Source organism: Pectinatus frisingensis (genome assembly GCF_015732285.1).
Taxonomy (GTDB): Bacteria; Bacillota; Negativicutes; order Selenomonadales; family Selenomonadaceae; genus Pectinatus; species Pectinatus frisingensis.
Genome location: NZ_WIQU01000069.1, coordinates 34,797 through 49,450, shown reverse-complemented (window position 1 = coordinate 49,450; position 14,654 = coordinate 34,797). Strand labels below are relative to the sequence as shown.

11 protein-coding genes are annotated in these 14,654 nt (G+C 38.6%); all 11 read right to left on the bottom strand.

Annotation, left to right across the window (positions count from 1 at the left end; all coding sequences use genetic code 11):
• Positions 1 to 96: 96 nt before the first annotated feature.
• Complete coding sequence (locus tag I6751_RS13510; RefSeq protein WP_196600393.1) at positions 97 to 723, bottom strand: YjbH domain-containing protein; 627 nt, start codon at positions 721 to 723, stop codon at positions 97 to 99.
• A gap of 151 nt (positions 724 to 874) precedes the next feature.
• The gene (gene lpxD, locus I6751_RS13505; RefSeq protein ID WP_196591355.1) at positions 875 to 1,888 is read right to left on the bottom strand and encodes a UDP-3-O-(3-hydroxymyristoyl)glucosamine N-acyltransferase; all 1,014 of its coding nucleotides are present in this window, start codon (positions 1,886 to 1,888) and stop codon (positions 875 to 877) included.
• A gap of 12 nt (positions 1,889 to 1,900) precedes the next feature.
• Positions 1,901 to 2,386 carry an OmpH/Skp family outer membrane protein gene (locus tag I6751_RS13500; protein WP_196591354.1) on the bottom strand — a complete coding sequence of 162 codons (486 nt, stop codon included), beginning with the start codon at positions 2,384 to 2,386 and terminating at the stop codon, positions 1,901 to 1,903.
• A 23-nt stretch (positions 2,387 to 2,409) separates the two neighbouring features.
• On the bottom strand, positions 2,410 to 3,450 hold the full coding sequence (locus I6751_RS13495) for a hypothetical protein (RefSeq protein ID WP_196591353.1): 1,041 nt from the start codon (positions 3,448 to 3,450) through the stop codon (positions 2,410 to 2,412).
• A gap of 75 nt (positions 3,451 to 3,525) precedes the next feature.
• Positions 3,526 to 3,996, bottom strand: a complete 471-nt coding sequence (locus I6751_RS13490) for an OmpH/Skp family outer membrane protein (protein ID WP_182187772.1) — start codon at positions 3,994 to 3,996, stop codon at positions 3,526 to 3,528.
• A gap of 92 nt (positions 3,997 to 4,088) precedes the next feature.
• Positions 4,089 to 5,396, bottom strand: coding sequence for a hypothetical protein (locus I6751_RS13485; RefSeq protein WP_196591352.1), 1,308 nt, complete (start codon positions 5,394 to 5,396; stop codon positions 4,089 to 4,091).
• A gap of 15 nt (positions 5,397 to 5,411) precedes the next feature.
• Positions 5,412 to 7,433: a BamA/OMP85 family outer membrane protein gene (locus I6751_RS13480; protein ID WP_196591351.1), complete on the bottom strand. Its 2,022-nt coding sequence runs from the start codon at positions 7,431 to 7,433 to the stop codon at positions 5,412 to 5,414.
• A gap of 28 nt (positions 7,434 to 7,461) precedes the next feature.
• Positions 7,462 to 8,037, bottom strand: a complete 576-nt coding sequence (locus tag I6751_RS13475; RefSeq protein ID WP_196591350.1) for a hypothetical protein — start codon at positions 8,035 to 8,037, stop codon at positions 7,462 to 7,464.
• A gap of 159 nt (positions 8,038 to 8,196) precedes the next feature.
• Entirely contained in the window at positions 8,197 to 8,820 is a 624-nt protein-coding gene (locus I6751_RS13470) for a sigma-70 family RNA polymerase sigma factor (RefSeq protein ID WP_182187769.1), read from the bottom strand.
• An 18-nt stretch (positions 8,821 to 8,838) separates the two neighbouring features.
• Entirely contained in the window at positions 8,839 to 13,146 is a 4,308-nt protein-coding gene (locus I6751_RS13465) for a translocation/assembly module TamB domain-containing protein (protein WP_196591349.1), read from the bottom strand.
• Positions 13,147 to 13,184: 38 nt separating this feature from the next.
• Entirely contained in the window at positions 13,185 to 14,645 is a 1,461-nt protein-coding gene (locus I6751_RS13460; RefSeq protein WP_231037915.1) for a TolC family protein, read from the bottom strand.
• Positions 14,646 to 14,654: the final 9 nt, after the last annotated feature.

Here is a 14,654-nt window from a genome sequence, read left to right as displayed (position 1 = left end):
AAATCCTCCTGCCTGATATTATTATATTTTACAGGACATTGTCCTTTACTGCAAGTCCCCTGATGGATTATCCGATTTTTATTATATGATGAGTTTTTATGGCACAGTGTATGTCACACCCCAAAAGGGATCTCCGTCCCGCCAACCAGCCGTTACCTGCAACCCCCGCGCCGTCGCTAAACGAAGTCCGTAGGATGTTTTTCTATCAATATGTTCAATCATTAGTGACATATCAGGGAATTCCCCCCCTCTGGACAAAGGAATCAGTCTTGTCTCTAACCCCACAAAACCATTTTTGTAGCGCCGTGTACCAGTTCCTGCACTAAGCCTGAGTCCAAGCGGTAAAGCCTTACTGGCCACTGCATATACTGATGTTTCATCATTATTTGCCATGTCGTCCACTCCCACAGCTATCCCCGGCCGCAGCACGCTTTCATGTATTATATTATATTTGGCATTAATCGTTTTTAGTGTATGTGAATGATTTTCATCACGCAGTGATCCGCTTATTTCAATATCCTTTATAAAAGGAACAGCAAAAACTTCATAATTTTTTTTATCCAGATTATAATAGCCTAATTCCAATTGATCAGTTCGCATGATATCAGAGGTAGGCATGTCTATTAATCCTGTTGGTCCATAAGTGGTCGGAGCCGCAGCAGCGAATGAATCCACTCCTAAAATCACAGCCAATATACTTATAAACCATATCTTGCGAAACATCATATCTCTCCTTAAAAACATCTGATAAATGAAATATAGCTGTTCCAAATAATTACTAAAATAAAAAACGGCCATTGAAGCCGTTTTTGTTTTCCTGCAAGTATCATTCAGTGCTGATATCATCATACATCATGTTGTACCGGACAAATAATTATTTTTCATTTTCCAAACGGCGCTGAATTTTTTTTACTTCCTTTATTATTTCTGGCACATGTGCTGACGCAGCTGTTATCCTTAACCATTCCTGATGGGGTCTTGCCGGAAACCCAGCATAAAACACTCCCTTTGGTGTATTATTAATAATACCTGATCGCGCCGCAAAAACAGAATCTGCCCCTATTTCGATATGCCCTACCGTGCCGACCTGACCACCAAAAGTAACATTACTGCCAACTTTAGTAGACCCAGAAATACCAGTCTGCGCTACTATTAAATTATTTTCACCAATATCACAACCATGTCCAATATGGACAAGATTATCGATCTTTGTTCCTTTTCGTATGTAAGTGGACCCCATTGCTGCTCTGTCGATTCCTACATGTGCACCAATCTCTACATTATCTTCAATCACTACATTGCCAACTTGTGGAACTTTAACATGTTTCCCATTTTCCGTAACAAAACCGAAACCATCAGAACCGATTACTGTTGAACTGTGAATAATTGCATTTTTCCCGATTTCACAAAATTCACGTACTGTCACATTAGAATAAATCATACTGCCATCACCGATTTGTGCATACTGCCCTATATAAACGTGTGGATACAACACCACATCATCACCAATAGTTGCATTATCATCAATTACTGCCAATGGCATAACAGCAACATTTTTACCAATAGTCACATTTTCGCCAATTATTGCCTTATCGCTTATTTCTCGTTTTATTTTTAATTTTGGTGTGAACAAATTCATTAAGTCAATAAAAACTTCACGTGGATTATCTACAAAAACTGCCGGCAAAGGAAATTTATCCACGTCGTTTGGCAGAATTACTGCAGCAGCTTTGCAAGTTTTTGCTTCTTCAACATGCTCGCCAACCGCGAAAGTTATGCTATCGGCATCAGCCATAGCAATATTAGCAACCTTTGTTATCATTATTGACGGATTTCCCACCAATCGACCGCCAACAATATGTGCCAATTCTTCTAAAGTTTTTTCCATAACTGACTCCCATCACTGTAACTTCTGGATTACTTCATCTGTTATATCCGTACCACCATCTACAACTACTCCATCAACGCTTACAGAGTTTTCTACCGGGACTTCCGGATCAACGGCAAAAGATGCTTTTGTCGTAACTGCCGATAACCCTTTTTCTTTGCTGATTCGCGCGAGTACTTTATTTACTAAATCCTGTCTTTGTGCATTATATTTCTGTTGTATCCCATAAGCCTTACGCTGAAGTTGCTGTACTTCTTTAGTATAATCTTCCTTTGACATACTGTCTTGCTGTTTAGCTAAGGTTTCCATTTGATCGGCAAGCGGTTTATACTCTTTTTCAAAATTCTGGTTCAAAGATTGCACTTGTGGACTTTCTGCAGCTACACGACTTATATCGACATAGCCAATTTTAGCCTTATTTGAACAACCAGCCAATAATACCGCTGCTACCATAATAACGGCTCCAGCCAAAAATATCATTTTCATTCTATGTTTCAAAACTTTTTTCCTCCCTGTCGGACTCAATGCCCATCCTGCATTTCTTGCATAACATCAGCAGTAATATTCTGCACTGATGATGTTGTAATTATATTATTTTCAAAATATTTATCAAAAATTTCATCTGTCCCAATTTTTTCGTCAGATATCCCTTGCTGATTGGCATAAACTATATCTAAATGGCGTACTATTGCTATCTTAGCCGCCTTTGCAGCAATATCCTGTATCATGGCCTTCTGCAACGCATCTATTTCCTTATTTTTTTCATCTAGCTGGTTGAATAAATTGAAATACAATTTTTTTCTGCTGTTGAGCATATCCTGTTTTTTTTGTGATAACTCATCTTTTTGTTTCTGGAATTCATTGGCCTGTGCACTTATTTCCTGATTATTTTTTTCATTTTTATTATCCGCATCAGCCTGTAATGCAGCTATTCGTTCGGCAAAGTACTCACTCAACTGTGCACTTATCTGACTTTCATATTTTGCCATAACGGCATGAATCTTTTCCGCCCGTTCCTTTTTCAATTGAAACATCTGCTCATTAAGATTATTAATATCATCATCACTGAGCCGCAGGTTTTCCGCATTGTCAAGTTTCAAACTACAATTAAAAATGGCATTCTCATATTCGTTGCTTACACTTTCTATATCAGCTGCACGACTATTCGCAACAGCTGCGCGTAATTGCTTTTCCCTATCCAGCATGTCATCTTGTAATTTTTGTTTAACTATACGCTGCCGCATATCATCCTTTTGCTGAGCAAAGCCATTAAAAATCCCATTTATTGATTCTACCGCCGCAGCATCATCAGTACCCGTTTTGGTTTCTTTCGATAAAGCAGTAATTTTTTCGATTATTTTTACTCTTTCATTTCTAAGATCAACCAATTCCCTATATTGTGGATGAATTTTAAGCACCTGGTTTATGTCAACAATTCCGGCTTTAATTTCATTAGGAGAGGGAGACACAGCCGGTTTATAAAAATATTTTATCACCAGAGCTATTGCGACCAATATTATAACAACTGTCACAGCTCCAATAATAGACGTCTTTTTTTTCATCAACTGCTGCCTGTCCGTGAACCTCACCTCTTCAGAAAATCACCGAGCACAATGGCTCGGCTGCACACGTCACTATTACTGTTTTTTCATTTTATTCATTACATCCTGCGTTATATCCTGTCCGCCATATATAACACTATTTTTGTCTAAAACTACTGCCAAGCCTTTGGCATCAGCGACAGATTGAACATTAGCCTTTACCGTTTCCATAATGGGATCCAATAGTTCCTTTTGCTTTTTCAGCATATCTTCTCTGACTTTACCGGCATAATCACTTTTTTCCTGATCACTCATCGTTGCTGCCTTGGCATTAAAGTCATCTTCAGCCTTCTTTTGTTCATCTTGCAATTGCTGACGAACCTGCGCTAATTGCGGTGAACTGGAGACCAGCTGCCGATAATCAACTACTCCCACATTAGATGATGAAGCTGCTGAAGCCATTCCGGTATCATATTGAGACACTCCGATTGCCACGATACTAAGTACAAACACAGCTGCGATCACAAAACTTATAATTTTTATTTGCTTTTTTTGAAAATTAATCATCAAGCCATTCTCCTTTATTTTTAGCTATACAGCCCATGAAACACAGTAATTATAACAAACATGGACTTTTTATTCAAGCTCTGAACATAACATCAAAAATTACCGATCAATCTTATCCACCGGTCATCTTTGCCATCATCACGTTCCCAAATATATTCCAGTCCAATAAAATCATGTACATTATATCTTATTGCCCCCTGCCAGCTTGATTTTGCCGGCAAATAATCAAAGCGGGTAGACCATCTTTTATTAAATATTCTCTGCGTATCAATACTCCATGTCTTATCTGCAAAAAAGTAACGACCACCTGTACGCCATTTATCATTAAAATGGTAATAATACCCAGCTGCCCAATCGACTTGCGTTTCCTGCGGTTTTATAAATATTTGACTAAAAATTTCATGTTTATCCGTCAAATATCTGCCGAGATGAATACGATACATAATATTGTTATTATCATTATCATTTCGCCCAAAGTCAGCCCATCCTTCGATATTTACATTATATTTTGCAGCATCAGAATGAGTAGTTATATAAGTTTTTTCTCCCGTTACTATATCAACCGATGTGTGCATATCAACCGCTTTAAAAGCAGCTTCCCTATCCAGAGCATTACCTATTTTTGTTGTGAAATACTTTTTATGCCGTTCAACAAAAGCAATTGGAACGCCCAATAGGACATCCGTCTGCGACTGACAAAAAAGCCGTTCCTGTAACAAATAAAGATTTGGCATAGACTCGGAACGCATTTTTAAATCAATATCCCGTATTACCGGCATACGCGGATATATTGTAACCGTAACATCTGTTGCTATTCCCGGGTTCATCTCAAAATCAGCCCTAAACTCCGGTAAATGAATCAACATAAAATTATTCAGACTATGCTTTAAAATACCATTAGTCCAGTCTATGGCATCAATTGGTAATCCGTATAGGTCAGCCTGAAATAAACTGCCGATATCTTTAATATCGGTCAATGCCAGTTCACCGATCTCAGGTGAAACACCATCTGTCTTAACCTGTACGGAAACTGATCTTATTGTATCATCCCACGGCAAAAGCTCCACACTAACCGCGATATCGTTATTGCCAGTAATAGTGACTCTTTTCACTGTATATCCAACCAATATTTTATTGAATACATCCTTTATCACCGACTCATATTGTGACTTATTAGCTGCAATATCTTCCATTGTCTTACCGCTTATAAGTTGTCTGGCAATAACCGCAACACTGTCTTGCATTCTATCCTTTACAGATAGTGGCAATTGCCCTGACGAAATAACATTTACACCAATATTATTGTCATCAATCACTGCCTCTGCCGCGACAGTTCCCGTATCAGCCAAAATAATTCCCAATAATAGAATCAATACCAGTTTTTTTAAATTGATAAACATACTTTTTAATGCCTTTTAAAATGTTCCTCCAACGGAAAAATTAACCCGGCCGCCATTTTCTCCAATGCCGTAATCCAAGCGCAGTGGTCCTACCGGAGTCTCTATCAGTGCGCCTATACCATAGCTGTGGTGCAGTGTGAAATCTTGTTCAATAGACTGCCAAGGCCACTGACGCCCGCTCCATGCATCACCGACGTCATAAAACAAAGCTCCCTGAACTTTATTTACTACTGGGAATCTATATTCAACCGAACCAGTCATCATGTTATTCCCTTTAAACTGGTTGTCCTTATAACCGCGGAGACTTCCCTGTCCACCTATCTGAAACTGTGATGACTCAGGAAGGTCATTATCTGAATAACCACCATCAAATCGCAGTGCCAAAACATGTGAATGTCCTAAGTTATAATACTTCTGCCCGCTGAAAGTATATTTATTGTAATTAAAATCTCCACTCAGTCCGGCAAACTCAGCACTAATAGTGTAAGTCGCCCCCTGTGTGGGATTATATACATTATCCCGTGTATCGTACGCTCTGGTAAAAATTATACTGCGTGTCGTTCCGAAATTGCTGTCAAGCCAATCCGTATCACCGCTTCGGTCCAGACCCTCTTCATATCCCTTATATTCATCCTGGCGATTTTTCAACGTTATAAAATTCGTTACATATTCGCTTTCAGGACGACCGAATGTCACTTCTCCGCCTCTGTAATTGCGATCATAACCTTCTATCTCATGCCCATCGGTATTATAGTCATAATATTCATATGTACGATCATACAGACGCAATGTCATAGACGTTTCCTTCGAATCGAGCCATGGATGACGATAACTGAAAGTAACTCCGCGATCATCATTACCACTGCCGCCAAATTCATATGTCAATTTGACTGCATCGCCGGTCCCGCGGAAATTGCTGTCACTGAGACTAATTGTCCCAATCATCCCATCAGTATTACTATAACCTGCTCCCACGCCAAATGAACCAGTACGTTTTTCCACTACGGTTATTTCAATAATAATTTTATCCGGATCCTTACCGGGCAATAATTTCATATTAACATCTTCAAAAAAGCCCAGATTATAAATACGCTGCATACTGCGTTTAGCCAGTTTGGCATTAAATACATCTCCCGGCTTCATACGCATTTCACGGGTTATAACTTTTGTTTTTGTTTTATCATTACCCTTTACTGTATATCCTTCTAATATTCCTTCATTAAAAGCCAGATCCAATACGCCTTGCTCATTTATTGACATATTACCAATTTTGGCAAGAATATACCCTTCTTTTCTATATTCAGCTTCAATATTGGCAATATTATCATTTAAGGTCTTACTGTTCAGCACCTTTCCGTCTTCTACAGTAAGCAGACTTTTTATTTTATTGGTAGATAATACCTTGTTGCCTGATATGTTTACCTGTTTTAATATAGGATTTTCCATTACATGATATGTAATTTTTACACCTTCCGGAATTACTTCATATGTCGGAAAGTTATCATAAAACAGACCTGTTTCATAAATAGCCTGGCGATCGGCAGCAATATTATCACTTTTAAATATGTCACCGGGCTTTACCTTAATGACATTCTGTACCATTGCCGCCGGTAACGTTTCTTCCCCGGTAACATCAACACTAACCACAGTCATACCATCATACTGTGAACCAGCTTTAGTCAGGTCGTCTTCAGAAGGTCGCTGTTGATTCCAGCTATCAATGATTTTTGTTCTATCAGGTGCGGTATTTTGTACTGGCTGCCCATCCTGCTTACTTTGTTCTGCGGTTTTAACGGGTTCATTTTCAGCTGGTGGTGCTGCAGCAGTTTGGACGTTTGCGGTTGTGTCATTTTCGGTATTTACTGTACCCTCTGCCGGCACATTTTCTGTACTATCAGCATCACCCGCGTCTGCACTTGTATTATCATATGATTCACCGGTCTCTTGCGCATGAATAACTGGTGGCTCTACCAACGTAAAATTAGTTACAGTAGCAGCTAAAATATATGCCAGTATGCGGCCCTTCTTTTTATTCAAAAAAATTACCTCCTGAATTCCATTTTTATTACTCTTGTAATGTTTTTTTTGCGGTGCGCATCAACTGCTGCATTTCTTTAGAAGGGATCTGAGGTTTGGCCTCAACATTATTAATCGTTTGTTTTTCCAAATTCGCCTTAGGTATACTTTCTTCTTGAGATACCGCCTTCTCAGTGGAACCGGCAGACTGCTGCGATTCCACTTTTATATCACTCGTTGCTGAACCTTCCGGTGAAGCTTTTTCCCCATTTGATACCACCGCTGATACCGGTAATTTATCAGTCATAGGTTTTGTCACAGTTGCCGTAGCAACCGCAGGCACACTTACCTGATCCGTCATAGTGCTGCCCGTACCGGCGAACAGCCAATAGCCTCCCAACAAAAGGAATAACCCCCCCATTGCTAATGGAATAACATGCCTGCGCCAAAATGGCCGCCCATTCTTCTCCATCTTTTCCCTGGCACATTTCAATTCTGCTTCCGCCAGCATGATATGAAGATCCCCGCGAATATTATTTTTATTTTCCAATGAAGTTTCTGCCTTGCCCAGCCATCTTTTTGCCGCACTAACATGTTCCTTCATTACTTTATCAACTTTCGCCATGAGACTGACCTCCTTTATCTATGCCTGATATTAATATCCAATAAGAAAAATATATTCCGCATACCATTTCTAAGCAAATATAGCTTTATTATAGCAAAAATAGCCATTAAACAATTTTTTAAGCCTATAAATACTTATTTTCTGCTGATTTCTTATCTATTAATTCCAATGTTGCATAAATTTAGACATCATACCGCGCAGTCGTCGTACGGCTGTTTTTTGTAAGCGATAAACATGTGACAGACTAACATCCATTGTATCAGCCAATTCCTGAGGTGTTTTATCTTTAAGATACACTCCGTCCAAAATTGCCTGTTCTTTTGGGGGTAAACGGAGCATTATCTGTTGTACCTGTCCCGTCAAAAAATTCTTTTCTGCCTGATCTTGTACACTGATCTTATCATCAGCAATAGAAACTATATCATCAAAAATCTCATACAAACTGCAACAATTATTTCCCTTGTATTCTTTATTCAAATAATTTAATATGCGTCCTCTTATTCGATGTACCGCATATAATGAAAAAGCAACATTTTTGTCTGGATCATATCTTTCCACTGCCTCAATGAGACCAACCGTTCCTTCCTGAATAAGATCCATTATACATTCAACCTTAGAAAAACTGCGTGCACATTTAAAGACCAGTGGCTGATATGATTCTATTAACCTGCTGCGCGCCTGTCCGTCATGCTTATCCTTGTATGCTGTCCACAATCTTTCTTCTTCTTCAGGTTCTAGCAGAACTATTTTCCCTATTTCTGATAAATACTCACTAATTTCCATACCAGTCACCTCCTAGTCTCAAAATTTTATGTTTGCCTCTAAAGTTATTTTATGTCCGCTTCTGCTGTCCCATTCATTAAGTACACTTAGATTATTATTAAAGTCATATTCTACTCCATACTTATGACTATCATAATTTACACCATTACTATACTTCAGTAATATCTTATTAGAAATGTATTTTCCTATTTCAATATTATAAATTTCATCAGAATTTCCTTGTTGCGTATTATGTCCATCAGCATTATAAATAGTATCCCGCACAATATTAAATTCGTCAAGTTTTAATGTGTCACGAATGAATCCTTCAATTTCATTAAAGAAACTCATCTGCAGACCAACCGTTGCCAGCTGCGCCAAATCAGAAGATCCAATATCGCTGCCCTGCTTATAAGCTTCACGAAAAGTCAATAGTTTTAATATTTCTTCCTGACTCATAGCTGGCTCTGATGTCAGCAGGAATTCCATGTTTCCAATAGGACCTTGAATTGATAAATCAATTCTTGTTTGTGATAAATTAGCTTGAGCCTTAAATATTATACTTGGCAAAAATGAGCCGACCTGGTTGAAATAAGCAGCTCCCTCCTGAATTTTAAAAATTGTCCTCAAATATTCAATCCGGCCTCTTATTACGTTAATTTCTCCTGACGGCATAGGATGTTTTGTCGTGCCTCCAAAATGAACATTACCCATTATGTCCATATCATACAGCATTGATTTATAAAGATGAACATTCTTTCCAACATTTATATCTACATCAATCAACATATCAGGCAGTATTGATACACTGTTATCAGGAACACCAGGGAAGGATAAAGTGGTATTATCAATAATTATGCTACCCGCTAATTTAGGTAACACACGCTTAAATATAGTTTCTTCAGTAAGTTTCAGCTGTGCACTGAATGGTCCCTTATAGTAATCACTATCCAGTGCTATTTTATCAATTGATAAAGCAAAATTATAATCTCGCAATCCCCCGCCTGTTATCAATGTGCTGCCAGTCAATGAATAAGTACCATTGCCAATTTTCCCGGAAAAATCATTCACCTTCATTTGCTCACGATCAAAAACTATATCCATCTGCATACTTTGCAGCGGGATTTTTGACTCTTTTATTTTCATAGCGCCATCTGTCATTTTAAGTGTACCGTTAAACAAAGGATGCGCCAATGTACCGGTTATCTTTAACCCTCCTTTTAACGCCCCTGTTGCCCACTCAACGTGCTTGGACAATAACGGTAAAACACTTATGTCGGCATTATCCAACGATATGTTTAAATCGATCTGATCATATTGAGCGAGCATTTCCCACGGAGCCGCTTTCAACGCAATAAGCGGAATTTTCCCATTGGCAGAAATCTTATATTCTCCTTTATTCATCAATATCTGTCTTACATTTATTATACCTTTTTGTAAATTCAGCAAACCGGTCATTTTATCAAATGTCGTGGTACGCACACCACCATTGTCCACTTCAAAAGACACATCTGCCTGCGGACTATCCGCCGTGCCGCTTATTTTGGTATAGGCGTTCATTGTTCCCCTGACATTCACATTATAGTCCATAATGTCTGCCAGCATACTGGCATCTATTCCCTCGGTGGAAATCTCCATATCAACAGCACCGTGTCTATTCCATGTTCCTCTTGCTGCAACTTTTCCGGCATTTTGTTGTCCATAAAAACGGTTAATCGTAACTATTCCATTTTCATATGAGGCATCAAGTGAAATTTCTTGCAGCGGATATTTTTTCAAATGTCCATTCTCAACTTTTCCTGTTAAATGAGCACCAGGATTAGAAATTTCACCATTTAAATCCACTTCTCCGGAAAAACTGCCTGTTAAATATTCATTAGGTAAATTCACCATTGAAGTTAACGCCTTAGCTGATATTCCCTCCGCTTTTAATTTCCCTGAAAGACTGCCGTTAATCAAATTCACCTGACTATCAAATGAAATATTACCATCAGCCTGTTTACATTTCATTTCAGTTATTTTTAATATTCCATCTTGATAATTACATTCACCTGTGACATTAGTCACCGCTTCACCATTAAATATTATCTGTAGTGCCTGTATATTCCCCTCAATGGCAATATTATCAAAAGTGCCTCCTACGTGGCCTTTAAAACTACCGATTCCTTTCAACTGATATGGCAAAGACGGGATTTTGGCAAAATCCATCGGATCTATGCTTACATTAATATCCAGTCTATTATCAATAATGCTGCCATCTATGTTCATGTCTGCAAAAGGAGATTTTACAACAAAATTTCGTAGTATTATTTTACCAGACGCGTAGGTATAGCTGCCTTCTGCCGATGTAAGTAATACTCCTCGGTAGCTTCCCTCATGAAAAAGAACATGTCCGTCAGCCCTTATGTTATCAACAGTACCTGTCAAATGAACTTGATTATCAATATTTCCAGTTATTGGCTGATCCGGGAAAAATGCTTCAGCAATATTCTCCATGCGAGCATTTTTAGTATCTATTGTTAAGTCTATCTGTTTTTCTCCCGTAAACCCAATAGTTCCTTGAGCACTGTGAATAATTTCATTGGTTCCATTTTGCATTGTCATTTTCTCTATTTTTACACCATCCATACTACCTGCCGCAGAAATGCGCATATCATGGTATGGCTGTCCCATTACTTGTCCGTCATAGGCAACAAGTTTAAGATCCAAATAAGGATTATTGATACTTCCTGACAGATGTCCATAAAAATCTGCCGTACCCGATAATTGTATTGACGTGTAATTTTTTAATAATGACAAATCTATATTCGAACCATAAAATTCCAAATCAAGGCTGCTGCCCGTTATTTTACCAGCTGCCGCTATATTGCCGCCGTCAGCCAAAGATATAGTCAAAGCACTGACTTGGACGTTTTTTCCCTGCATTGAAACTGCTGCATCAATTTTATTAATTGCTATTTCATTATAAATAGCATCATCAATTGACACAGATCCGTATAATTTGATACTATTGTTGTTTCCCAAAATGCCCGTAAAATCAATATTCCCCGACAATTTTCCTGATAACCCACCAACATATTCTTGCAATTGGCCGCACTGGATGTTCTTCAATACAGCATGTCCGCTATAAGAATTATCTTTTATTGAAAAGGTTCCTTCTGCTGTGACATTTCCACCAGCAAATCCGGCTGACGCATTTTTTATATATACTATATCATCCACCAAATCCACTTCAGTCTGCAGAGCAGTAAATTGATATCCGTAACAATCAACCTGTTTTGCCGACAAAAAAGCATGTATTGCCGGATCACTCATAGTTCCAGTAATCTGTGCGGCAAAAGCCACATTCCCATCAACAGGGATTTCCGGCAACACATTTTTAAAGTTCAATGCATCTGAACGCACAGCAAGAAAGAGCTGCGGATCGTCTTGTAATGTCACTTTTCCGTGTACTTTCACTATCTGTTGATTTATTGCTGCATTAGCAAAAACAGTAACATCATCCTTATTAAAAACAACCAATCCATTAATGTCATCAATATCTGTATTCATTACTTTACAAGCAGCATCAGCAATTTTCGTTTTCCCCTGAATGCCAATAATACCTGATGAATCCAGATTGAAAACTATGTCAATATTTTCCAGCAAGCCTTTTTTTATTGTAAAATTTTTGGGGACCATATCTTGCGGTATAAACTCAAGATATGGTAAAACATCCAGCTTGTCTGCCTTTATATCAAACGTCTGCACCGCATCACCAATTTCGCCATTGACATTGAGCGACGTACCGTCTTGTTGTAATTTTGCATTAATCCGTTTCTTCTGTTTATCCGCAAAATCAATATTACCTGTTACATGAGAAAAACCAATTTTTTTACCATCGAATTCAACAGCTGCTTTCCCATCTATAAACCTTATATTGCCAGAAAAATCGTTATTGGTCTGGTCTTGTGAAATAACGTCGCGATAATTCCATGTGCCGTCATCACGTTTCACAATATTTACACAAGGGCCTTTTATATCGACTTCGTCAATACTTTTAGCCAAATTCCCCACAATTATCTGCCACAGGCTGAACCTGACATCGACGCGGCCTGCTTGTATTAATATTGCCCCTGTTTTATCGTAAATTGTTACTTCCCCTGCTTCCAAACTGGATAATGATTTTACTGACACTGTTCCCACGTTCACTCTGGTAGATATTACCTGAGATAACTTGCTGCTCGCCAATTGTGCAGCCGACTGCATAAAATTATCTGCCTGCCGGACAGAAAAAAAGAAAACCGTCAATATTATACAGATAAATGTGCTTACAATTATCGCAATTTTTTTCGACGGTTTTCTCATTTGTCTTCCTCCTGACAAACATTAATTAAAACTTAATATCAATTATCCGCTTGTGCACTACCACGATCCAATACATTAAGTTCAGTAGAATCATTTTCTTCTTGAACTGCCGGTGCGGCCGCCGTTTCATTTGCTACCGGTGCAGATACTGTTTCACTTACAGTCGGTACAACAGATCCTTTACCACCCAAATCATTAATTATCGATTGTGCATCCAGTCCCATGGCTTTATTCAATGAAGCTATGCTTACAGTATAATCATAAAGTGCCTGATTATAATTCATACGGGCTGTCACATAATCTGAAATCGTATCCAAAATATCACTATTAGTACCCACACCAGCCTGATAACGCACTTGAGCTATTCTATTATCTTCCGTAGCCTGAGCCACTGCCACCTGTGTAGTATGGATATTTTTCAGTGCCGCTTCCATTGATAAATAAGCCTGCCGCACATCCAAACGTATTTGATCATCCATATCAGCCTGTTCCTGCTGTGCACGTATAAGTGCTGCTTCAGCCTGCTTCACTTGTGAATGCGTTACATTACTATCAAAAAGATCCCAGCTTGCCTGCACGCCAACTGCCGATTTATCACTTTGATCATTAGTCATCATGTTATTACCAGCTATATCTTTTTGTGCAACAAGGGACACTTGTGGCAAATATCCCGCCTTTGCCGCTGATATTGCCAGCTGAGCCTGTTCAACCGCCTTACGGGTGGCTATTCCATCAGGTCGATTTGTTACAGCCTCATCCATACATTCTTGTAGTGTCTGTGTAAATTTATAATTAGTTAGATAATCATCACTAGGTTGAACATCTGTCATTAAGTCCTGACCAATAAGTTTATTAAAATCACTTATCGCTATTTGCAGATCATTTTCTGCACTCGTAAGATTTTGCTGCGCATCAGCCAAGTTTACCTGTGACCGCAGCAAATCAGATTTTGGTACCACGCCTGCGTTATATTTTGCCTCCGCCATCTGTTCATGATCACTGTATTGTTTAACTACATTTTGACGTACATCTTTTATATTCTGGCTGTTCAATATCTGATAATAACTTTGTATCACTTGGAGTTGTATACTTTGCTTGGTATTTTCCAATGTATAGTTGCTGACGTCAACTCCCAGTTTAGCGCTTTTTAAGTTATCATCCAACTGTCCACCCGCATACAATGGCAGGCTTGCCGTCACAGTGTTGCCATAGGAATGATCTATATTATTACTATTATAATAATGTCCTCCCAGTTTGTTGACTGTCCCTGTCCAAGTAAGTTTAACTCCCTGGTTTCCCTGTGCTTCACCAAGCATGGCCTTAGCTTTTTCGACATCACTTTCTTCCTGCTTTATTGTATGGTTATTGTTTAAAGCCTCCAGCACGCTTTCCTGTAACGACATTTCACGAGCAAATGCCGTATTACCAAGCGTTATTACTGTAATACCGCTTAAAACCATGGCAGTCAAGTTTTTAAATAAATTACGACTATGTTTCATCAAAACGAT

Excerpts from the sequence above, each read along its gene's own strand:
- I6751_RS13510 (WP_196600393.1), bottom strand. The coding sequence starts at position 723 with ATGTTTCGCAAGATATGGTTTATAAGTATATTGGCTGTGATTTTAGGA.
- lpxD (WP_196591355.1), bottom strand. The coding sequence starts at position 1,888 with ATGGAAAAAACTTTAGAAGAATTGGCACATATTGTTGGCGGTCGATTG.
- I6751_RS13495 (WP_196591353.1), bottom strand. The coding sequence starts at position 3,450 with ATGAAAAAAAAGACGTCTATTATTGGAGCTGTGACAGTTGTTATAATA.
- I6751_RS13490 (WP_182187772.1), bottom strand. The coding sequence starts at position 3,996 with ATGATTAATTTTCAAAAAAAGCAAATAAAAATTATAAGTTTTGTGATC.
- I6751_RS13485 (WP_196591352.1), bottom strand. The coding sequence starts at position 5,396 with ATGTTTATCAATTTAAAAAAACTGGTATTGATTCTATTATTGGGAATT.
- I6751_RS13475 (WP_196591350.1), bottom strand. The coding sequence starts at position 8,037 with ATGGCGAAAGTTGATAAAGTAATGAAGGAACATGTTAGTGCGGCAAAA.
- I6751_RS13470 (WP_182187769.1), bottom strand. The coding sequence starts at position 8,820 with ATGGAAATTAGTGAGTATTTATCAGAAATAGGGAAAATAGTTCTGCTA.
- I6751_RS13465 (WP_196591349.1), bottom strand. The coding sequence starts at position 13,146 with ATGAGAAAACCGTCGAAAAAAATTGCGATAATTGTAAGCACATTTATC.
- I6751_RS13460 (WP_231037915.1), bottom strand. The coding sequence starts at position 14,645 with ATGAAACATAGTCGTAATTTATTTAAAAACTTGACTGCCATGGTTTTA.